This window comes from Sporosarcina luteola (assembly GCF_023715535.1).
In the GTDB taxonomy this organism is placed as follows: Bacteria; Bacillota; Bacilli; order Bacillales_A; family Planococcaceae; genus Sporosarcina; species Sporosarcina luteola_B.
On record NZ_JAMBOI010000001.1, the window covers coordinates 406297 to 426736 of the forward strand.

Sequence of the window (20440 nt, forward strand, 5' to 3'; positions counted from 1 at the left end):
CCTTATTTCCCGGGAAATCGACAAAGGAGCGGATTTGGATGAATCAAGACGATAAGCATCGATTTACTATGCATGATTTCTTGTTCGGATTGACCGGTTCCACTGTATTCGTCATTGCGTTGCATTTTTTTACGAGTTGAGTGGGCGATTGAATTGAGCCCTTGATGAGATAATTAAGCCCTTGTGCTTTGCAAGTTACCAAGCAAGCTATGTATACCCTATCATTCTAGTAGTCGAAACCAGTCGGAAGACAAATTAAAAACACTCATCGTCTTTTGGAACGATAAGTGTTTTTTCATGATTTGTTTTTCAATTTCAGTGCATTCCTTCCGTCAGTTGAGTGAATAAGGCACGGTTGTTTGTATCGAGTGCGTAGTCGATCATGCGCAGGCGGTTGTCAGATTCGATTTCTTTCAACAGCTCCGCGGCTTCCCGGACGACTTCTTCCGGTATTTCCAATTTCAAGTTCAGTGTCCCTTCGAGGATCGATGACAGATGCAGATGAAGATCCGAGATGAGAAGCAGCTGGTAGAGCGGAAGCCGGATGAATCGGCTGCCCCGTTGGAAGACGAACACTTCTCCTAGGTTTTCGACTTGCAGGCTCTTCACGTTGACGACGATCTCTTTTCCTTCAGAGGGGACAAATTGGTATACTTCACCGCCTTTGATAATCGAGAAATATTGATAGGCGAACACGAGACGGAGACGAAAGTCCTCTTGGCTAGTGAAAAAAGGCGTCATACGCTGTACTGATAGCATGGTTCTCCCTCCATCATTGAATATTCCGATTATTATTATTCTATCATAGTTGACGATGTTTTGTGAATGATTTGTTTTCTATCTTATTCACTTCCGTTTGGATTGATGATTTTTCTTGCTCGGTCTCATGATGAATTGGATTTCCAGCGGTTCGAAAGGGATTTTCCTTTTCAACAGCTGATTGATGAATTTACTATCCTTATCATTGAAGAAAGTCACTTCATCTGATAGATAATTGACGACAATCGCCTCGGAATTGGGCTCAGGCGCCATGAATGTTTCGGCTGATATGAATCCGCCGCCGTTTCCGTCTTCCACGTAGACATGGTCGATCGATGTGTAGTCTCCCATTAGCAGATTACGTTTTTCATAGACTTTTGGTATATGTAGTAGTAATGTTTCCAATTTGGTTCCCCCTGCCAGTTTTTTGTTTGTCGTTTTCCATACTTTGAATGATATCATTTACGATTGCGGCATGAAAGCCTTATAATAAAGGGAATGCTTTAGTTTAGGGAGTGAGCCGATGCACATGTCAGTGGAACGAGTTTCTTATTTACATGAGCGTGAAATAGATGAATGTATGAACATGATCAAACACTCTTTCCGGCCCGATGTGCAGGGTGAGGCGCATGTCATTCGAAAAGCCGTTTCATTGGTCCGTAAAGGCGCGTTGCATGATTTCCGTTTTTCACAGGACGCCACGGCCATTGAAGTGATGATAGCGGACGAGAAAGAGGAATTTGTCACTCTTTCCCTTTCGATGACGGAAGCGTCTTGCACTTGTGTTGGGGATGATTGGTGCGCACATAAGATTGCGGTTGTCTTCCATCTTTACTCACAGTTCCACTCGTTGACGGAATGGCTGCATGATTGGCAGCGGAGAGAAACGGAACAGATGGCGCTGACCGTTTCGGAGCGGACGCCAGAGGCTTGGAACGACGTGTTGTACAGGCTGGCTTCTCCGCTGCGGGAGATCGGGCCAAGCGATAATCCCAATGTGTTCATCCACGAAAGCTCGTTGATGGACCAGAAAGTGATTCCGCTGTCCCCTTTCGAATATGAATGGAAGCCATTGTTCGAACTGTTTTACCGGCTGCATCTGCTCGAGGCGGGCTGGTCTTTTGCACACGGACACCTCGAGGAGGCAAATCATTTCACGTACCGCCAATGGCAAGTGAAGATGTGGCTCAATGAACAGATCGAGAAGCTGCGCGATATCGGCAAGGCGCTTGGCAAGAATCCGCGGCTGTTTGAGACGGACGCGTTCTACAATGCGTTGAAAAAGCAAGTCCGCGAGTTCGTCCTGCGGAATAAAGGGCTTTTTGAAGTCCGCCTTGAAATCTACGCGATCATGTGGGAGTTCCTGTACAAGGACACGGCTGCACAGGAGAAGGAGCTTGCCTTTCTCCTTGACGATGATTCGGTGGACGCAGCCTTTTTCGCCGCGTATTTCAATTTGACGAAAGGCGATGAAGAGACGCTCGCAAAAATAGCGGAGCGAGCGGGCGGCGAACTTGTCGGCCATTGGCTGCCGCTAGCGGATCTAGCTGCCGAGATGGAAGATCCAGGTTCCCTCTCCGTCATCATGAATACGATTTACCCGCATATCGGCGATTTTTTTGGCCGTATTCCGTTTTCCACGGACCGGTATCATTTTATCCGGAAAATCGACGGATTGCTCGAGGAAGCGGATTTTCCTGAAACGCGCCGTGAAGAGCTTTTCATGATTTACGGGGAAGACGGCGTCAGCGCGTTCGGCGATTTCCTCATCGAGCGGGAGCGTTTCGCCGAATGGGCGGCGCTCATGCACCGGTTCAATGTTCCATATGACGGGCTTGAGCCGGATACGTTGAAGTTCGTCCTCGCGAATGACCCGGCTTCGGTCATGCCGCTGCTCCATACGTATGCGATGCGGTTCATCCAGGAGAAGAACCGGCATAGCTACCGTCGCGCCGTACGGTTGTTCAAAAATATGAAGGCAGGTGCGAAAAAGAGCGGCAAGGCGGATTTCTGGAACCGATATATCGACACCGTTCGCGAGCAGTATCGACGGCTCCGCGCGTTGTCGGAAGAAATGGAAAAGGGGAATTTGAACTTATGACGAAAATGGATACGCTGAATCTCCTCTTCCAATTGGCGATCGAACGGGACGAAGGAGGGCGGTATTCGGTTACCGCGACAGACCCGTCCGGACGTGCGGTTGCCCCGGACAGGCTCTCCTCCTTCCTGTTCTTCAATAATGAACAGGCGTTGTACGGCTTGTTGCCGACGACCGATGAAGAGGCCGTCCATTTGAATACGAATGAATTCCTGCAAGTGTTTGCGGGCAAGACGCATCCTTTCGCTTCGTTTGAGGGCAGTTCGACGAAAGACGAGGCCCATTTATCCGCGTTGCGGGAAGCGGCCCGTTTATGGAATGAACCCGATTTCTGGCAGCATGCGGAGCTGGACGCAGGGACAATCCGATTCGACGAGGAGAAAATCGGGATTTCCGCCCTTTCTTCGATGATTTTGCATGATGCGATTCGCGAAAAAATCGATGCTTCGGCAATGCGGCTCGATCAGTTGCCGGCGCTGCTGCCGCATTTGCGGAAGTACGGTTGGCCTGGCGATTCAGTTTCGACGATTCCGGTCCGGGTCGCTTTCCGTCTGACGGAGCCCGCTGAAGACGGGGATACGGAATGGCTGCTCGAGACGGTTGTCGTCAGCGAACGCGGGACGCATTGGACGCCCGCTGTCCGGAAAGCGAATGCGGAAATCGGCGATGCGCTGCCTGCGAAATGGAAGGATTATGCCGATGAAATCCGGGAGAAGCAGTCCGAAATGGTGTCTTTCCTGCGTTCGGTCGAGGCTGAGCCCGGGAACCGATTTTTGTCGATTGCGATGTCCGATCCGGAAGTGCGGATGTTCATCCAGGAAGATCTGCCTGTGTTCCAGTCGTTCGGGTATGCTGTCATTTTGCCGGCTTGGCTGAAGTCGGTGACGGAGTCGAAGATGCGCGTCCGGACGAGTGCGAGTGTGCAGTCGTATCGGTCCGCCGCCGGTCTTAATGAAGTGCTTTCTTTCGATTGGAACTTTTCGCTTGCCGGGAAGGAGATCGATCAGGACTCGTTCCGCAGGCTGGTGGATGAGAATCGCGAGTATATCCGGTCGGGCGACGAGTGGTTCCATATCGACCCGCTTTGGCTAAAGCGGATCCGCGAGCTGATGGAGCAGGCGGATGCTGGCGAGTGGACGGTGAAGGATCTGCTGTTCCAGGAGATTCCCGAGGAGATCATTCCGGTCGACGAGGATGATGAGTCGGATGATCCCCTTCTGGCGTTTTCGATGAAACAGTCGCTGCGCGAGTATGTCGAAATGGTCTCGAATAAGCAAGGCCTGCCTGACGCGGGTATTCCGGCTGAATTGAAGGCGGAGCTCCGGCCCTATCAAGTCGACGGGTATAATTGGCTCGTCTTCATGCGCGAACATCATTTCGGCGCTGTTTTGGCCGATGATATGGGGCTCGGGAAGACGGTGCAGCTCATTACGTATTTATTGAATGTGCATGCGCGCCCGGAAACGGACTCCCCTTCGCTCATCATCTGCCCGACGAGCGTGCTCGGCAACTGGCAGAAGGAGATCGAGCGATTTGCACCTTCGCTTAAGGTTCATACGCATTACGGTCCGACGCGTGCCCGGGAGGAAGAGTTCGCTGCGCTTTTGAAAGAGCGCAAGCCGGATGTCATTTTGACGACGTACGGCACCGCGACGCAGGACGATGAGACGCTTGGCAACACTGTATTTGCGAGCATTACGCTCGATGAAGCGCAAAACATCAAGAACATGCAGACGAAGCAGTCCCGGGCGATCCGGAAATTGCATGGCGACCATCAGATTGCGTTGACGGGGACGCCGATCGAGAACCGGTTGTCGGAGCTGTGGGCGATTTTCGATTTCATCCATAAAGGGTATTTCGGAAGCTTCCGGACGTTCTCCGAGCAGTTTATCGTTCCGATCGAGCGCGATGATTCGGAGCTTGAGAAGCGCAAATTGCGGGCGAAGATCCGTCCGTTCCTGCTGCGCCGTACGAAGAACGATCCTGATTTGCAGTTGAATCTTCCGAAGAAGCTTGAACAGAATGAGTATTGCCCGTTGACGACGGAGCAGGCTGCGCTCTATGAAAGTTTCATCGAGGACACGAAGTTCAAGTTGGATACGTTGACCGGCTTTGAGCGGAAAGGGCTCATTTTGAAGATGTTGAGCCGCTTGAAGCAGCTTTGCAATCATCCTTCGCTGTTTTTGAAGGAGCCGCATGCGCCTGCTGACCAGATGCTGGAGCGGTCGGTGAAGTTGAACCGGATCGTGTCGATGGCGGCGGACATTGCTTCAAATGGTGAGCAGTGTTTGATATTCACACAGTATATTGGAATGGGCCAGTTGATCCGCCAATGTTTGAGCGAGCTGTATGATATCGATGTGCCGTTCTTGTCGGGCAGCATGCCGAAGGGGCAGCGCGATCATTTGGTCGAGGCGTTCCAGGCCGGTGAATTCCCGGTTTTCATCCTGTCGTTGAAGGCTGGCGGCACAGGGTTGAATTTGACGGCGGCGAACCATGTGCTGCACGCCGATCGCTGGTGGAATCCTGCGGTTGAGAACCAGGCGACGGACCGGGCGTACCGGATCGGCCAGACGAAGTTCGTGCATGTCCATAAGTTTGTGACTGTCGGGACGATTGAAGAGAAGATCGATAAGATGCTTGTCGAGAAAGCGGCGCTGTCCGCGGATTTGATCCAGTCTAGTCAATGGCTGACGGAACTGTCCGATACTGAGTTGGATGATCTTCTTTCATTTGAAAGATAGTTGTGCGGCCTCGGTTTCCTATTGGGAACCGGGGTTTTTTCATGTCCGCTGTGCCGGGCGCCGTGTATGTATAGGGATGACTTTTCTGGCGAACTCCATTTCTTCCAATTCGTTGATCCTTTCATTCATTCCGGCGATGATGCGGATGAGTTGTCCGACTTGCAGTTCCATGCGGATGAGTTGCTGTTCGAATTGTTCCATATGTCTTTCCTCCTCTCGGTTTTGGTTAAGATGCGGCGGGAGCGGTCCCCGCCGCATATGTCGGCAAGATCATTCAGCCTACGCAGCAAGCATTGCGTCTGGCGGACGCGATGCCCCCTGTGGATATGGGAGAATCCCCACCCTTCCATATCCTAATCGCTTTTTCTCCTTCTTACTCACTTAGATATTTTCATTCCAATATTCATTTTTTTGTGTATCCGAACTATTCGGCGGTCCCCCTTTTTTGTCATTTTCGCTGCCCTATGTATCTCCCAATGAAGGTCAATAGATAGGCAGTCCCTCTTTTTCGTCCTGCGGCAGATGGAAGTTCGTGCTGACTTTCTCCTGTGCCGTCTTGCTCTCAATCTCGCCGCTTTGTTGCTCATTTCCTTCAGTCTCTCCGTACAAGTTGTCGTTCGTTCTCCGCTTTGTCGACAGGAAACGGATTTCCTCTCCGATCACTTCGGTCACGAAGACGCGGCTATTGTCTTCGCGTTCGTATGTCCTCGATTGAATCCGTCCGCCGACACCTACCAAAGATCCTTTTCCACAATGTTTCGCCGTGTTTTCCGCCACTTTCCCCCATGCTGTGCAAAGGATGAAATCAGCGTCCACTTCGCCATGCTGGTTCTTGAAATTGCGGTTTACGGCAAGGATGAAGCTTGTCTGCAGTCTCCCTTCCGACAGCCTTCGTAAAATCGGATCTTTTGTCATGCGCCCTACGAGTGCAACTTGGTTCACTTTTCCCCCTCCTTTCTTTCTGTGATGACTTCATCATATGACGGATTGAAAATTGGTGCAAATCAGTAAAACCTGCTTTTGATAGGGTTTTTGGGTAGTTTTATTGGTGGAGAAATGAAGGATGTGGATGTTGGCAAGGGTTTGGAAGTTTTCATTTATACGGGATAATTCGAGCTCGGCTGTTTCTGAAGTTTTTTTCCGACGTATGGTATACTTGATGAAAAAGTGAGCGGGGTGGCGCATTTGAAGACGTTTAAGATGATTTCGGTCGGTATATTGATAGATGATAAGATCCAGGACTTTCCGCTGGTCGACGGCATTATTATCAATCAGGAGAATAGCCACCGGATGTGGATTTTGGAACTTTTCATCGATCAGGAGCATCAGCAATTGTTCGAAGGGTGGAAGGAATCGGCCGAGTTATTGGAAGCGCGCGTCGTCATTTCCTATCCGGAAAACGAGCCCGCGGGATTCCGCGTGGCGGTTGATACGGTGCAGCAGATCGGCGAGCATATTTCGGTATTGTTGAAAGGCCGATTGAAGCGCGCCCGCACCCAGTACGCGGAGCATTTATTGGAGGAATTGATTACCGAGGGGCTGGGCGGCGATGAGCTGCTGAAGCGTTTCGAATCGGATATGCGCGAGCGTCCGCGGTTGAAGAAGGATCGGGAAGAAGCGTGAAGGGAGCTGCCTGTTAGGGCGGCTTTTTTTGATGGCGTTTATGCGTGATTGCGGGGATTTATGCGCGGATATCGCGGTTTATGCGCAGGTGCGGGGCGTTATGCTTGGATAGCGCGGTTTATGAGCGGGTGTGGGGCGTTATGCGCGGATAGCGCGGTTTATGAGCGGGTGCGGGGCGTTATGCGTGGAAAGCGCGATTTATGCGTTGGTGAGGGGATTTATGCGCGGATAGCGGGATTTATGCGCGGGTGCGGGGCGTTATGCGTGGATAGCGCGGTTTATGAGCGGGTGCGGAATTTACGTTTCGCGGATTGGTCCAAGTTTGAAGCTGACTCCTATTCGCGCCAGATGCCTTTGACAAGTACAGCTCTTTTTCAAATGGATGCGGGAGATACTGTTGGACTCGGCCTCATTATGACGCGATTGTAAAAAAAGAAAAACCGCCGGGGGGGTGGCGGTTTTCTTTCGGCTTGCGGTTAGCGGTTGTTGTTACCGGTTACGATTTGTGTCGTTGTCATTTGTTAGGATGTCATCATTCGGTGATGTTGTGTTGTCACCGTTCATGTCTCCGTTGTTACGGTTTCCATCATTGATGATTCCGTTGTTTACACCGTTTCCATCGAGTCCGTTATCGATTCCATCCATGTCCGGTCCTGCGCCGTTGTTAACTCGTGGAGTCGTGTCGTTAAGACCGTTGTCCAGGTTTTCCATCGGCGTTTCGTTGTTGCCTGGAACGTTGTTACCATTGTCGTTGTTGCCGTTGCCGTTGTTGCCTGCGTCGCCACATGCTGTCAAGACAAGTCCGGAAACGAGTACGAACGGTATCGCTTTTTTGAACATGAAAATTCCCTCCTTTCCACAAGCCTCTCTCATACAAATCGTATGATACTTGTAGGTTGGCTAAAAAGGAGGGAACTATCCATACTTTTTATTGTTCTTTTTCGAGCTGATCTTTGAGCAGCGATTCGACGTAGACAGCTTCTGCTTTGCAGTCGTATGTCAAGTGCGTGTCAAGTTTTTCCTGCATGATCTGGATGTTGGCGATCTGCTCTTCGGATGGCGGATCGTTTAAAATGCGCTGGATGACTTCATTGATTCGCTGGGCGAGGTCTTCGTGAAATTTCGGTTCTCTTTTCACGTCGTCCGGAATTGTTGTATACCATAGTGCTTTAGTCGTGATGTATTCGCGCCATGAATCGATGAAGTCCTCGATATCGTACAGCTCTTCGTCCCAGCCAATGTCCGCCATGTATTGCTCGAACGTCTGGGTGATGGAGCGCGTGATGCTACTTTTTATATTTGGAGAAAGATCATTGTACATAATTGGTTGGTACCTCCCACTGTAAACGTGCGTGTGATGCCCATGTCAATATACACACTGCACTTTCATTGTAGCTGACATTTTGCACGTGCGCAAATTATTTTGAAGCTTCTGCCACTGGACCTAATGCGAATGTGATTTCCGTCTCGCAGGCGATTTCGCCGTCGACGGTCGCTACCGCTTTCCCTTTTCCAATGGACCCGCGCATCCGCGTGATTTCGACTTCGAGTCTCAATTGGTCTCCGGGAACGACTTGGCGTTTGAACCGGCAGTTGTCGATGCCTGCAAAGAATGCGAGGCGGCCGCGGTTTTCCTCTTTTTGAAGGATGGCGACTGCGCCGACTTGGGCAAGCGCTTCGACGATCAGGACGCCCGGCATGACCGGGTAGCCTGGAAAGTGGCCGTTGAAAAAGTCTTCGTTGATTGTAACGTTTTTCAGGCCGACGACCCGTTTCCCTTCTTCGATTTCTGTTATCCTATCGACTAAAAGGAAGGGATAGCGATGGGGAATGATTTTTTGAATTTGTTCTGCAGTTAGCATTTCCTTTATCCTCCCGACAATGTATGTAGTTAACTTAATTCAGCAAAAATAAACCACTACAATAAGTGTGTGATTAATGTTATAACACCACGTGCCTTAATTTCTGCAAAGAACGCAGAAATACGGCAAATCGATCCCTTCGCTGATCGATTCTTTACGACTCTTTCCCTTTTATGATATCTAGTATATGGATCCATGTCTCTTTTTTCAGCGCATCAGCAGGCTGGCCGTCGCCGACGTATCCGTAGCCGATGATGGCTCCGAGAATTGCAGCACCCGTGAGCAACAGAAGGACGAGGACAATCCGCAACCAGATCGGCAGCAGACGGATCTGGACCCAAATGCGCCGCTTATCGCTTGTTTCCTCTGTAACTGACTTCTGCTTCTTTTGTTGGTTGCGCTCCATGCGGGACGCGACAATTTGCTGCTCGGTGGAGTCAGTTTGCTTCATATGGTCCCATTGGGGATGTTTTTGTTTGTCATCTATCATTTCGGATTCTCCCTAGCGCGGCTTATCGAATGTTATTGATCAAGCCTAACATTTGATCGGCGAGCGTGACCGTCCGCGCATTGAATTGGTAAGAACGCTGGACATTGATCAGGTCTGTCATCTCTTTTTCGTAATTGACGTTGGATGCTTCAAGCTTCTGGTTTTCCATGCTGATCCGGTTGCGGTTGGCACCGTTCATTTCCGTCAGGATGTCTCCTGCAGCGACGCCGAGTTCCGCCACGTTGTCAGGAAGCGTGAGCAATGTCGAAGAAAGTCGGCTCATCAAGTTCGGGCGTTCCAAAGTCGTGACGCCCATTTGGATTTGCTGTACGTTTCCGTCATTGTTCGTCACTTCAAGGACGCCGCCTGGAAGCATATTGTAATTTTTCACGTTGTCGGCGAAAGTGATCGGCTGACCGGCGCTATTCGCGACAGGATATCCGTCACCGTTGACAAGCATCAGATTGCCGCCTTCAACAGGTGAAACGTAAAAGTTCCCGGCACGGGTGTACACCGTTTGCTCCCCGTCTTCTCCGGGCATGATAAGGTTGAAATATTGCTTCGGTTCGGTCAATGCAAAATCGAGTTCGCGTCCGGTCATCTGCAGAGAGCCGACCGTCCAGTTCATTTTCGCAGGACCGAGCGCAGCACCGACGCCATAGCGGATGCCCGCCGGAGATTGGCGCTGTGCTGTATCGGCTTTATCGTTATTGAATTGTTGGTAAAGCAGTTCATGAAAATTGGCTTCACTCGATTTATACCCGTTTGTCGCCGAATTTGCAAGGTTATTTCCGATGATATCGAATTGGTTCTGCAATTGGTTCATCGTGTTAACTGCCGTCGTCATCGATCGTATCATTCGCTTCGGCCCCTTTCAAAACGCATCATCAGATACGTCCTATTTCGTTCACGGCTTTTTCCATGCTGCGGTCATACGCTTGAAGGATTTTTTGATTCGCTTCGAATGCGCGGTACGCGGCGAGCATGTCCGTCATCGACTTCGCGGCGTCAACGTTGGAGCCTTCCAAAAAGCCTTGTTGGAATGAATATCCGACTCCTGCTACGTTTTGCGCTTCAGGCAAATTAGCGGCGCTTGCAAAGAGGCCGTTCCCTTGCTTCAGGAGGGCGCCGGGCTGTTCCGCGAATGAAACACCGAGAGTCGCAACCGTTTCACCGTTTTGCATAATGTCGCCAGTATCGGAAATGCTGAAGTCGTCATTTTGCAGTTGGATGCGCTGACCGTTCGTATTGAGCACGTAATACCCCATCGGATTCGTCAAGTACCCGGCCGCATCGATTGTGAAATTCCCGTTCTTCGTGTAGAGCTCATTTCCGTTTTCATTTTCAAGCCGGAAAAAGACTGCCCCTGGTTCACCGGTTTCCGCGTCGATCGGCAATCTTCCGTCGAGCAGCGCGATGTCTGTCGTCATGCCCGTTTCACGGAGTGTCCCTTGTGTGAAAAGCGGCATCGTCTCTTGCATGTAAACGCCTGTCGACAGCTCACCGACCGGCGATAAGCCGTTCAGTTGAATGCCCTTTTGCGTCGGGATGCGCTGTGCATTCAAGCTCGACATGAACATTTCCGGAAATGAACGGATGCTTGACTGCTCGGCTTTAAAACCTGGCGTATTGGCGTTCGCGATGTTGTTTGCCAGCATTTCCGTCCTGCGCTGCTGCGCGATCATGCCGGAGCCGACAGTGTAAAATCCACGGAACATAAGGCACCCGCCTCCTTTCATATTTCGTTCTTCTCTTCTATATCGGATGGATCAAAAAGTTTTTAATTAGTAACGGCCTGTTTTGCCGATGTTGTCGAGGAGGATTCCCGTCCCGATCGCCACACAGCTGAGTGGATTATCCGAAATGAATACCGGCACTTTCAATTCCTCTGCGAGCAGCGTGTCAATTCCGTGCAACAGGGCTCCGCCTCCTGTTAAGAAGACGCCTCGGTCGATGATGTCCGCGGATAACTCCGGCGGTGTTTTCTCCAATACGTTTTTCGCGGCTTGGACGATCATGCTGACCGATTCGCTGAGTGCTTCACGTATTTCATCAGATCCGATTGTAATGGTGCGCGGAAGTCCGCTGACCATATCGCGGCCGCGGATGTCCAGCTGTTCCTTCCGGCCGCCCGGAAAGACGGTCGCGATCCCGATCTTGATCGTTTCCGCAGTACGCTCCCCGATGAGCAATTTATATCTTTTCTTGATTGATTGAATGATGTCGTTGTCAAACATGTCGCCAGCGGCCTTGATCGATTCGGACGTGACGATATCGCCCATTGACAGCACTGCGACGTCCGTCGTCCCGCCGCCGATATCGATGACCATATTGCCGCTCGGCTGGAAGATGTCCATGCCGGCGCCGATTGCCGCGACTTTAGGTTCTTCTTCGAGATATACTTTTTTGCCGCCGGATTTCTCCGCCGCATCCTGGATCGCTTTCTGCTCGACATTCGTAATGTTCGTCGGGCAGCAGACGAGGATCCGCGGCTTCGAAAGGAATCCTTTGACATTCAGTTTATTGATAAAATGGCGCAGCATCATTTCCGTCACGTCGAAATCGGCGATGACGCCGTCTTTCATCGGACGGATGGCAATAATGTTGCCCGGAGTCCTTCCTACCATTTTAAACGCTTCCTCACCAACCGCCAATACTTTGTTTGAATGTTTGTCGATTGCTACGACTGCAGGCTCGTCAAGTACGATGCCTTTCCCTTTTACGTGAATCAACACATTCGCAGTCCCTAGGTCGATTCCGATATCCTTTGCAAACATCAATCCCGTTTCCCCTTCCAACTTCAGTTCGGTCGTCCATTCTCCTAACTATAGATTGTACCATAATGACTCTTTAATGAACACAAATAGTGACAGGAATTTTGCATTTATTCATGCAGTTATTTAGGGCTTGCTGAATGGTGTCGACTGGGGGTTTTTTACAGGGTATTTTGGGGAGTCCGTATTTTGACGTTGTTTTTTATGTAGTCCTTTTTCATTCCAATCTAAAAGGCATGGGTGTATTCATTAATTATTTGCGATTAAAATATTTGTTTTTAATCGGCCGGCAGATTGGATTTTTCCCATGCGAAAAGACAGGGTTTCCGCCTTCCTTCAAGGATGGTCGATGGTCCCCGTCTGTTCCCGTTACGTGTTGCGGGCTTTCTTATTTTCATTCATCCATTTCATCCGTGTTGCTTCACCGCCTCTTAAATGTCTGACAGACTTATGATAGGCAAGTACTTTGGCGACTTCTTCGGATAACTCCACATCCACATTCGGCAGTCTCTCCGTCAAATCTTTATGGACCGTGCTTTTCGAATAGCCCGTCGATTTCGCCAGCGCCCGTACGGTAAGTCCTGTGTCCAGCAACATTTTGCCGAGGCGCACGCATCGCCTCCGAATTTGCTCGTGCACGCCCTCTTCCTTTCCTGTCAGCTCCGTTTCTTCCTTTATCTTATGCGGCGACGGCGGCGGTTATGTCAAAGCTTGATTGGAGTGGCGGGGTTATTGTTTTGTAGGGGTGTGGTCGGGTGGTTTTTGGATGCGGGCAAAGCTGTTTTGGACGCGGGACATCCCTCTTTGGACGCGGGCGGAGCTGCTTTGGACGCGGGACTCCACTCTTTGGACGCGGGCGGAGCTGCTTTGGACGCGGGACTCCACTCTTTGGACGCGGGACACTCCTTGTTGGACGTTGGCTTACAATTCGCGCCAAATGCTTTTGGCAATTCAATAGATCTGCTTCCAACTACAATATTAGAGAGAAAGAGTTTTCGGTAGACAAGGAATGAGCCATTTTAGTAATGACGAAAACCTCTATTTGTAAAAGGCATTCAACGCGATTACGTACGACAACTACCTAGAAACTTCCGCGTTTACACATTTGTTTGTAAAAACACAAAAAACCACTCTCGAACCAGAGAGTGGTTTGGTCGGTTTAAAATCCTAGTAATGAGCGCGGGTTGACTGGGTTGCCGTCCTTGTGCACTTCGAAGTGCAGGTGTGTACCGGCTTTCGTGTTCCATTCGTTGCTTGCGGCAGTTGCGAGTGATTGGCCTTGCGTGACTTCATCGCCTTCTTTGACGAGGATGCCGGTCAAGGAGCTGTAGATGGTTGTCATTCCGTTGGCGTGTTCGATAGTGATTTCGCTGCCTTGGAATTCATCGATAACGACTTCTTTCACTGTTCCGCTTAGGGCTGCGATGACTTCGAATGGTTGGTCATTCATCGAGAGCGAAATACCTGTGTTTGTCTTGTACGTTTGGTTGAAGACAAGTAGTGCATTTTCTCGCGACTCTTCATTGGCGTCTGCATCATAGTACTCTTGTATAATCGCCACTTCATCGAGGTGGTCCTCTTTGAACGGGAATTTGAGTACTTCATTTGCAGCATTTGTTTCGACGAGCGGCGGGGCGTTCGGATCAATTGCGACGTCGGCAGTTTCGTTCGGGCCCTTTTGGATGAAGGCATTGTAGCCCCAAATCATGCCGACGAAGACGATCGCGATTCCCGCGTAGATGGCCGGCCAGAACCATCTATTCTTCTGACTCTTATTCTTCTGAGAAGGGGATTTCGGTTTTTCTTCTCGCATTATCATCACCTCACTTGCTATTGTTTGCAAGTGTTGGTGTTTTTAAACATTCAGATTCGTCTACTTCAAATTTTTTTATTGTCGTGCCGGAATAATAGTAGGTCAGTATGTTTTCAGCGGTCCATCCTTTCTGGGCGAAGGCTTCGGCGCCGTATTGGCTCATGCCGACCCCGTGCCCGTATCCCTTCGTCGTGATGAGGACGATTTCGTTTGTGACGTCGTAGGCGATGTCAAAGTCTGTGGAAGCGAGTCCGAGCGCTTCACGCATGTCCCGGCCGCTCATTTCGAAGCCGGTGGAAACCGCTTTTTGCACGCGGCCCGTTTGATTGCGGACGAGCTGGAGGCTTTTGAACTGATCGGCTTTCCAAGTGGATCCGAGCGCTTCATTCCACTGCGCAATCGGCATTTCGATGTGCCGTTCCACTTTCGCTTCGACGACTTCCTCCCCCGGACTTTCCACGCTCTGTAAGTACGGAATCGGGTTGCCGCTGTAGTTTTTCGCAGTCTCAGTCTTCCCATTCGATGTCGAAAAAAACATGGCGGTGATCATTTCATCACCATATACGATCGTGTTCCCTTCGGTTGTTGCTACGATCTCCCGCAGCCTCTTCTCGTTCACCTTGAACTTCTTCCCCCAGCGTTCCTTCCGTTCTGCTGCGGTTTTATATACTTGGGCGGAGACGGTCGCTTCGATCGGCTTCTTGCCGCCATCCGTCGTCCGCAGTACATATGTCCGAGCCGCAATCGCTTGTGCCCTTAAGGCTTCGTCATGGAAGTCGATCGGCATTTCGCCGGCAACGACCCCAACAACATACTCCTCAAGCGGCATAGGCTTGTCCACCCCTTCCACAGTGATAGTGATTGCGCAAGGATCTTCCATTGCCACGTTTTTCTTCGGTTCGACAGTTGTTTTCATGAGGATTGGAATAAAAAATAGTAGTACGATGAATAAAACGGCTAGTAGTTTGTCCATATTCGATTGTATGATGAAGGACCGTATTTCATTCAAAAAAACTGCCCCTCGCCGATATGGCAAGGAGCAGTTTTTGGAGTCTACGAATAAGAGTATGAAGAGTGCTGTTTATACGAGTTGCTTCTCTGCTTCTTTTTTCGCTTCTTCCGTTGAAACGCGTTCGATGTCTGCGCCGAGCGCTTTCAATTTCTTATGGAAATCGACATAGCCACGATCCAGATGATCGAGTTCCGTGACGCGTGTAACGCCTTCCGCAACGAGGCCTGCCAAGATGAGAGCAGCTGCCGCACGCAAGTCTGTAGCCGCAACCTCAGCCCCTTGAAGATTGGATGGTCCTGAGATGATGACCGAGCGTCCTTCAATTTTGACGCTCGCGTTCATGCGGCGGAATTCTTCGACGTGCATGAAGCGGTTTTCAAATACTGTTTCCGTGAGCACTCCTGTTCCGGATGCCCTCAGCATAAGTGCCATCATTTGTGATTGCATGTCTGTCGGGAATCCTGGATGCGGCATCGTTTTCAAGTCGACCGCCTTCAAAGGATGCTTCGCCCGGATGCGTAAGCCTTCGTCCAATTCCGTGATGATAACGCCCATTTCGCCAAGCTTGGAAATCAACGCTGCGTTATGCTCAGGTACTGCGTTTTCGATTGTCACGTCGCCGCCAGTAATTGCTGCTGCGACCATGAATGTACCTGCTTCGATACGGTCCGGAATGATATGGTGAATCGTACCGTGAAGCTTTTCGACACCTTCGATCCGGATTGCATCCGTACCGGCGCCGATCACTCTTCCACCCATTTCATTGATGAAGTTCGCCAAATCGACAATTTCCGGCTCTTTCGCCGCGTTTTCGATAACTGTCGTCCCTTTTGCCAAGGCTGCAGCTGTCATGATATTTTCAGTAGCGCCGACGCTCGGGAAGTCTAGATAGATTTTCGCGCCTTTCAGACCGTTCTCCGCTGTCGCTTCGACATGTCCATGTCCGAATGTAATTTCCGCACCCATCGCTTCGAACCCTTTCAGATGCTGGTCAATCGGCCGTGAGCCGATCGCACATCCGCCTGGCAACGCTACACGTGCAAAACCGTTGCGCGCGAGCAATGGTCCCATAACGAGAATTGACGCACGCATTTTACGTACATAATCAAAATGTGCTTCACTAGCGAGTTTTTCCGTTGAATCAATAATCACTTGCCCTTGAGATGGATCGTAGTCCACCTTCGCATTCAGGCTCTTGACTACTTCGTTAATCGTGGAGACGTCCGACAGATTCGGAACGTCGCGAATGATATTAGGACCATCCGACGCGAGCAATGCAGCCGCCAAGATAGGCAGCACCGCATTTTTAGCGCCTTCCACACGTACGTTTCCGTGAAGAACGCGTCCACCGTTAATAATTATTTTGTCCACAAAAAGTCCCTCCGACTCAGTATTTATAATGATAGCCATAATTGTTCTTTTGATTTTTTTGGTCATAAATTAAACATAAAAACACATACTATTCTACAACGCTCTACATTATTAAACAAGTAACTACAGAGCTATTTTCCCGTCTATCTATAAGATAGTCTATAATATGTACCCATTTGTCGTTTTGTGTTCTTTGATGGTTAGGCATTTGCCAATTGACACTTATGTAATTCCCATAACTTGTCGGAAATTAAACATTATTTTTTAATTTCATGCCATCGCCCCGTTCACATCCGGATGTAGACGCGGCGATGACATGCATACCGTGGCATATGAGTAGTTTTGACTGAGCCATTAGCCTACTGACTATGTACCCGTTTTTCATTCCACCAAACAATGTCAATTGAATAAAGAAGGAATTCTTCCTGACCAATAGGATATGTCCAAAAAGAAATTTGATACGGTCGAACCTATCGCAAAACTCAATAAAATAAAGAGCAATTGCGCTTGAAAAACGTGGTGCTTTTTAATGATTTTTTCTGGCATGATTGCTTGCAGTGCATAAAATGACAGGCCGATGAAGAAAATATGCGAGACAATGGCCAGCATCGGGTTGTGTGCAAATACGTCGTTCATATTCCTGCCTCCTTTTTTGAAAACCGGATTTACATACGTGCGTGCTGCGATTAATTAGCTCGTAGCGGCGAATCATAAGCGCGGGAATGACTTTCTTGAGCGCAGAATCGCAGTGTTGAGCGCGGGACCGACTTTCTTGAGCGCGAGATCGCATTGTTGAGCGCGTAGCCGACTTTCTTGAGCGCAGAATCGCTTTGTTGAGCGCGTAGCCGACTTTCTTGAGCGCAGAATCGCTTTGTTGAGCGCGCAGCCGACTTTCTTGAGCGCAGAATCGCTTTGTTGAGCGCGTGGCCGACTTTCTTGAGCGCGAGATCGCTTTGTTGAGCGCGGGACCGACTTTCTTGAGCACACAATCGCATTGTTGAGCGCGTAGCCGACTTTCTTGAGCGCAGAATCCCATTGTTGAGCGCGACGACGACTTTCTTGAGCGCTGCCCCACTTTTTATAGGCGAGTTTGCAAGCAATAAAACGCGGGCAGAAGAAAGACTCCCTCTGCCCGCCAACCAGTCAAAGCTATTATTTCATTTCGTAAACGTTGATGCGGGTGATGGCCCGTTTTAGGTCGAGTTCCACCAGTTGAGCTTCAAGTTTATCAGCTTTTGCTTGTAGTGCTTGTTCCGCACGCTTCGCTGCGCGTTTGGCGCGGTCGATGTCGATGTCGGAAGCCAATTCAGCATGTTGTGCTAAAACGGTGACAACATCCGGACGAACTTCGATGAACCCGCCATGGACGGCGACATTTACAGTCGAGTTGTCTTTTTTCAGGCGAAGGGCACCGATTTGGAGTGGTGCAACCATTGCGATATGGCCGGGGAGGATCCCGATTTCACCAGATTCCGTGGCGGCAATCACCATATCCGCTTCAGTTTCACTTACAGGTCCGTCGGGAGTGACGATATTGACTTTGATTGTCTTCATTTGTTTCCCTCCTGATCCTGTTTATTAGACCTCTACGCCCATGCTTTTCGCTTTTTCGATGACTTCTTCGATGCGTCCGACGAGGCGGAATGCATCTTCCGGAAGGTGGTCGTAGCGGCCTTCCAAGATTTCTTTGAAGCCTTGGATCGTTTCAGCGACAGGCACGTATGAACCTTTTTGGCCTGTGAACTGCTCGGCAACGTGGAAGTTTTGCGATAGGAAGAATTGGATGCGGCGTGCGCGTCCTACGACAAGTTTGTCGTCTTCGCTAAGCTCGTCCATACCGAGGATCGCGATGATATCTTGTAGTTCACGGTATCGTTGAAGCGTCGATTGTACTTGGCGAGCCACTTCGTAATGCTCTTCGCCTACGATTTCAGGGCTAAGTGCGCGTGAAGTGGAAGCAAGCGGGTCAACCGCCGGGTAGATACCCATTTCTGATAGTTTACGTTCAAGGTTCGTCGTTGCGTCCAAGTGAGCGAATGTCGTAGCCGGAGCCGGGTCCGTATAGTCATCGGCCGGTACGTAGATCGCTTGGATCGATGTAACGGAACCTACGTTAGTTGAAGTGATACGCTCTTGAAGCTGACCCATCTCAGTTGCAAGTGTCGGTTGGTAACCAACGGCAGATGGCATACGGCCTAGAAGTGCGGATACTTCAGATCCCGCTTGAGTGAAGCGGAAGATGTTATCGATGAACAGAAGAACGTCCGCGCCTTGTTCGTCACGGAAATACTCTGCCATTGTCAGACCAGTCAAAGCAACACGCATACGTGCGCCAGGCGGCTCGTTCATTTGTCCGAATACCATCGCCGTTTTGTTGATAACGCCGGAATCCGTCATTTCATAGAACAAGTCGTTCCCTTCACGTGTACGCTCACCAACACCTGCGAATACGGAAATACCGCCGTGTTCTTGTGCGATGTTGTTGATCAATTCCTGGATAAGAACCGTCTTACCTACACCGGCACCACCGAAGAGGCCGATTTTACCACCTTTGATGTATGGTGCAAGCAAGTCGACAACTTTAATACCTGTTTCAAGGATTTCAACATTCGTTGAAAGGTCTTCGAATTGTGGAGCGAGACGGTGGATCGGGTCGCGGCGTTCGGATGCCGGAACTTCCTCTCCAAGGTCGATGATCTCTCCAAGTACGTTGAATACGCGTCCAAGTGTCACATCGCCGACCGGAACCGAAATTGCTGCGCCTGTATCTGTAACAGCAGCGCCACGTTGAAGGCCATCAGTGGATGACATTGCAATCGTGCGCACTGAGTCGTCCCCGAGGTGGAGTGCGACTTCAAGCGTCAACGTTTCAGGTTGTTCGTTCGGACGTTGGATTTGGACCTTCAAAGCATTATAGATTTCCGGAAGCTGGCCGTTTTCGAATTTCACGTCAACGACCGGACCCATAACTTGAAGTATTTGTCCGTTACTCATGCTTTTCCCTCCTGACTTACTTTCCCGTTCAAATTGCTTTATTCGAGAGCGGCAACTCCGCCGACGATTTCTGTAATCTCTTGTGTAATTGCTGCTTGGCGTGCACGGTTGAATTGAAGACTCAATGAATCGATCAACTCACCTGCATTATCCGTAGCAGTCTTCATCGCTGTCATACTGGAAGCATGTTCGCTCGCTTTTCCATCAAGCACTGCTCCGTAGATGAGGCTTTCCGCGTATTGCGGTAGAAGCGTTTCAAGAATCGCTTCCGCGGAAGGCTCAAACTCATACTGGGCAAGCGCTGACGCTGATGAAAGGTCCGTGAGCGGAAGCAATTTCTTTTCCGTCACTTCACTGGAGATGGCGGAGATGAAATGACTGTAGTACAAGTACACTTCATCATATTCGCCTTCTGTGAACATGCCAACAGCTCGGTTCGCGATTGCTTTTATTTCATCGAAAGAAGGGTGGTCCGATACGCCGATGAGGCTTTCAACGACTTCATATCCGAGGCGCTCGAAAAACTCAAGCCCCTTACGTCCGATGGCGACGATTTTCACGTCATCCTTCGATGCGTGGCGTTGCTCGATCGCACGTCTAGCGGTACGGAAGATGTTGGCATTGTAGCCTCCTACGAGACCGCGGTCCGAAGACACGACAATGTAAGCTGTCTTCTTCACCGGCCGGTTGACGAGCATCGGATGTCCGGAGTCGCTCGTCGCGCTTGCGATAGCGCCGACCACTTCCTCGATTTTTTCCATGTAGGGAACGAACGCTTTTGCATTCGATTCTGCACGGGTCAATTTGGAAGCCGACACCAACTGCATCGCTTTCGTAATCTGACTCGTCTTCTTTGTCGATTTAATACGGTTTTCAATATCGCGTAATGATACCACTGGC

24 protein-coding genes are annotated in these 20440 nt (G+C 50.1%); 5 read left to right on the forward strand and 19 right to left on the reverse strand.

Going from position 1 to position 20440, the window contains the following annotated elements; translation table 11 throughout:
* Positions 1-315: 315 nt before the first annotated feature.
* Both M3191_RS01710 and M3191_RS01715 read right to left on the reverse strand, forming a co-directional pair.
* A complete protein-coding gene (locus tag M3191_RS01710) occupies positions 316-759 on the reverse strand; it encodes a transcriptional regulator (RefSeq protein ID WP_251697727.1) in 444 nt (147 codons plus the stop codon).
* Positions 760-846: 87 nt separating this feature from the next.
* On the reverse strand, positions 847-1164 hold the full coding sequence (locus M3191_RS01715) for a hypothetical protein (protein ID WP_251697728.1): 318 nt from the start codon (positions 1162-1164) through the stop codon (positions 847-849).
* Between the two features lie 118 nt (positions 1165-1282).
* Between M3191_RS01715 and M3191_RS01720 the strand changes: the two genes are divergently transcribed.
* Entirely contained in the window at positions 1283-2860 is a 1578-nt protein-coding gene (locus M3191_RS01720) for a hypothetical protein (RefSeq protein WP_251697729.1), read from the forward strand.
* The gene (locus M3191_RS01725; protein WP_251697730.1) at positions 2857-5601 is read left to right on the forward strand and encodes a DEAD/DEAH box helicase; all 2745 of its coding nucleotides are present in this window, start codon (positions 2857-2859) and stop codon (positions 5599-5601) included. The genes M3191_RS01720 and M3191_RS01725 overlap by 4 nt, the downstream gene beginning before the upstream one ends.
* A gap of 39 nt (positions 5602-5640) precedes the next feature.
* On the opposite strand, the gene M3191_RS01730 is transcribed toward M3191_RS01725, so the two are convergent.
* Together M3191_RS01730 and M3191_RS01735 are read right to left on the reverse strand one after the other, a co-directional pair.
* Positions 5641-5802, reverse strand: a complete 162-nt coding sequence (locus M3191_RS01730; protein WP_251697731.1) for a hypothetical protein — start codon at positions 5800-5802, stop codon at positions 5641-5643.
* A 282-nt stretch (positions 5803-6084) separates the two neighbouring features.
* Positions 6085-6543 (reverse strand): single-stranded DNA-binding protein, encoded by a 459-nt coding sequence (locus M3191_RS01735; protein ID WP_353056492.1) that lies wholly within the window; start codon positions 6541-6543, stop codon positions 6085-6087.
* A 243-nt stretch (positions 6544-6786) separates the two neighbouring features.
* Between M3191_RS01735 and M3191_RS01740 the strand changes: the two genes are divergently transcribed.
* Both M3191_RS01740 and M3191_RS01745 read left to right on the forward strand, forming a co-directional pair.
* Positions 6787-7224, forward strand: coding sequence for a YwpF-like family protein (locus M3191_RS01740; RefSeq protein ID WP_251697732.1), 438 nt, complete (start codon positions 6787-6789; stop codon positions 7222-7224).
* A gap of 264 nt (positions 7225-7488) precedes the next feature.
* Positions 7489-7653, forward strand: a complete 165-nt coding sequence (locus M3191_RS01745) for a hypothetical protein (protein ID WP_251697733.1) — start codon at positions 7489-7491, stop codon at positions 7651-7653.
* A gap of 60 nt (positions 7654-7713) precedes the next feature.
* Here the strand turns inward: M3191_RS01745 and M3191_RS01750 are convergent, their stop codons facing one another.
* From M3191_RS01750 to M3191_RS01785, 8 genes are all read right to left on the reverse strand, one after another.
* Complete coding sequence (locus tag M3191_RS01750) at positions 7714-8064, reverse strand: hypothetical protein (RefSeq protein ID WP_251697734.1); 351 nt, start codon at positions 8062-8064, stop codon at positions 7714-7716.
* Positions 8065-8152: 88 nt separating this feature from the next.
* Positions 8153-8545 carry a hypothetical protein gene (locus tag M3191_RS01755; protein ID WP_251697735.1) on the reverse strand — a complete coding sequence of 131 codons (393 nt, stop codon included), beginning with the start codon at positions 8543-8545 and terminating at the stop codon, positions 8153-8155.
* A 97-nt stretch (positions 8546-8642) separates the two neighbouring features.
* On the reverse strand, positions 8643-9086 hold the full coding sequence (gene fabZ / locus M3191_RS01760) for a 3-hydroxyacyl-ACP dehydratase FabZ (protein WP_251697736.1): 444 nt from the start codon (positions 9084-9086) through the stop codon (positions 8643-8645).
* 154 nt (positions 9087-9240) lie between these two features.
* Positions 9241-9576, reverse strand: coding sequence for a DNA-directed RNA polymerase subunit beta (locus M3191_RS01765; protein ID WP_353056493.1), 336 nt, complete (start codon positions 9574-9576; stop codon positions 9241-9243).
* Positions 9577-9598: 22 nt separating this feature from the next.
* On the reverse strand, positions 9599-10435 hold the full coding sequence (locus M3191_RS01770) for a flagellar hook-basal body protein (protein ID WP_251697737.1): 837 nt from the start codon (positions 10433-10435) through the stop codon (positions 9599-9601).
* A gap of 28 nt (positions 10436-10463) precedes the next feature.
* On the reverse strand, positions 10464-11294 hold the full coding sequence (locus tag M3191_RS01775; RefSeq protein ID WP_251697738.1) for a flagellar hook-basal body protein: 831 nt from the start codon (positions 11292-11294) through the stop codon (positions 10464-10466).
* A 66-nt stretch (positions 11295-11360) separates the two neighbouring features.
* Positions 11361-12353, reverse strand: a complete 993-nt coding sequence (locus M3191_RS01780; protein ID WP_251698062.1) for a rod shape-determining protein — start codon at positions 12351-12353, stop codon at positions 11361-11363.
* 366 nt (positions 12354-12719) lie between these two features.
* The gene (locus M3191_RS01785; protein WP_251693548.1) at positions 12720-12989 is read right to left on the reverse strand and encodes a sporulation transcriptional regulator SpoIIID; all 270 of its coding nucleotides are present in this window, start codon (positions 12987-12989) and stop codon (positions 12720-12722) included.
* A 108-nt stretch (positions 12990-13097) separates the two neighbouring features.
* On the opposite strand from M3191_RS01785, the gene M3191_RS01790 reads away from it, so the two are divergent.
* Positions 13098-13352 carry a hypothetical protein gene (locus M3191_RS01790; protein WP_251697739.1) on the forward strand — a complete coding sequence of 85 codons (255 nt, stop codon included), beginning with the start codon at positions 13098-13100 and terminating at the stop codon, positions 13350-13352.
* Positions 13353-13509: 157 nt separating this feature from the next.
* Here the strand turns inward: M3191_RS01790 and M3191_RS01795 are convergent, their stop codons facing one another.
* The 7 genes from M3191_RS01795 to atpG all read right to left on the reverse strand — a co-directional run bounded on the left by M3191_RS01795 (position 13510) and on the right by atpG (position 20436).
* Complete coding sequence (locus M3191_RS01795; protein WP_251697740.1) at positions 13510-14163, reverse strand: M23 family metallopeptidase; 654 nt, start codon at positions 14161-14163, stop codon at positions 13510-13512.
* Between the two features lie 10 nt (positions 14164-14173).
* Positions 14174-15172, reverse strand: coding sequence for a stage II sporulation protein D (gene spoIID, locus M3191_RS01800; RefSeq protein WP_251697741.1), 999 nt, complete (start codon positions 15170-15172; stop codon positions 14174-14176).
* Positions 15173-15244: 72 nt separating this feature from the next.
* Complete coding sequence (gene murA / locus M3191_RS01805; protein ID WP_251697742.1) at positions 15245-16546, reverse strand: UDP-N-acetylglucosamine 1-carboxyvinyltransferase; 1302 nt, start codon at positions 16544-16546, stop codon at positions 15245-15247.
* A 399-nt stretch (positions 16547-16945) separates the two neighbouring features.
* Entirely contained in the window at positions 16946-17182 is a 237-nt protein-coding gene (locus M3191_RS01810; RefSeq protein ID WP_251697743.1) for a DUF1146 family protein, read from the reverse strand.
* A gap of 516 nt (positions 17183-17698) precedes the next feature.
* Positions 17699-18100, reverse strand: coding sequence for a F0F1 ATP synthase subunit epsilon (locus M3191_RS01815; RefSeq protein WP_251626247.1), 402 nt, complete (start codon positions 18098-18100; stop codon positions 17699-17701).
* Positions 18101-18124: 24 nt separating this feature from the next.
* Positions 18125-19540 carry a F0F1 ATP synthase subunit beta gene (atpD, locus tag M3191_RS01820; RefSeq protein WP_251697744.1) on the reverse strand — a complete coding sequence of 472 codons (1416 nt, stop codon included), beginning with the start codon at positions 19538-19540 and terminating at the stop codon, positions 18125-18127.
* 38 nt (positions 19541-19578) lie between these two features.
* Positions 19579-20436 (reverse strand): ATP synthase F1 subunit gamma, encoded by an 858-nt coding sequence (atpG, locus tag M3191_RS01825; protein ID WP_251697745.1) that lies wholly within the window; start codon positions 20434-20436, stop codon positions 19579-19581.
* Between the last annotated feature and the right edge of the window lie 4 nt (positions 20437-20440).

Excerpts from the sequence above, each read along its gene's own strand:
- M3191_RS01710 (WP_251697727.1), bottom strand. The coding sequence starts at position 759 with ATGCTATCAGTACAGCGTATGACGCCTTTTTTCACTAGCCAAGAGGAC.
- M3191_RS01720 (WP_251697729.1), top strand. The coding sequence starts at position 1,283 with ATGCACATGTCAGTGGAACGAGTTTCTTATTTACATGAGCGTGAAATA.
- M3191_RS01725 (WP_251697730.1), top strand. The coding sequence starts at position 2,857 with ATGACGAAAATGGATACGCTGAATCTCCTCTTCCAATTGGCGATCGAA.
- M3191_RS01730 (WP_251697731.1), bottom strand. The coding sequence starts at position 5,802 with ATGGAACAATTCGAACAGCAACTCATCCGCATGGAACTGCAAGTCGGA.
- M3191_RS01750 (WP_251697734.1), bottom strand. The coding sequence starts at position 8,064 with ATGTTCAAAAAAGCGATACCGTTCGTACTCGTTTCCGGACTTGTCTTG.
- M3191_RS01755 (WP_251697735.1), bottom strand. The coding sequence starts at position 8,545 with ATGTACAATGATCTTTCTCCAAATATAAAAAGTAGCATCACGCGCTCC.
- fabZ (WP_251697736.1), bottom strand. The coding sequence starts at position 9,086 with ATGCTAACTGCAGAACAAATTCAAAAAATCATTCCCCATCGCTATCCC.
- M3191_RS01765 (WP_353056493.1), bottom strand. The coding sequence starts at position 9,576 with ATGATAGATGACAAACAAAAACATCCCCAATGGGACCATATGAAGCAA.
- M3191_RS01770 (WP_251697737.1), bottom strand. The coding sequence starts at position 10,435 with ATGATACGATCGATGACGACGGCAGTTAACACGATGAACCAATTGCAG.
- M3191_RS01775 (WP_251697738.1), bottom strand. The coding sequence starts at position 11,294 with ATGTTCCGTGGATTTTACACTGTCGGCTCCGGCATGATCGCGCAGCAG.
- M3191_RS01780 (WP_251698062.1), bottom strand. The coding sequence starts at position 12,353 with ATGTTTGCAAAGGATATCGGAATCGACCTAGGGACTGCGAATGTGTTG.
- M3191_RS01795 (WP_251697740.1), bottom strand. The coding sequence starts at position 14,163 with ATGCGAGAAGAAAAACCGAAATCCCCTTCTCAGAAGAATAAGAGTCAG.
- M3191_RS01810 (WP_251697743.1), bottom strand. The coding sequence starts at position 17,182 with ATGAACGACGTATTTGCACACAACCCGATGCTGGCCATTGTCTCGCAT.
- M3191_RS01815 (WP_251626247.1), bottom strand. The coding sequence starts at position 18,100 with ATGAAGACAATCAAAGTCAATATCGTCACTCCCGACGGACCTGTAAGT.
- atpD (WP_251697744.1), bottom strand. The coding sequence starts at position 19,540 with ATGAGTAACGGACAAATACTTCAAGTTATGGGTCCGGTCGTTGACGTG.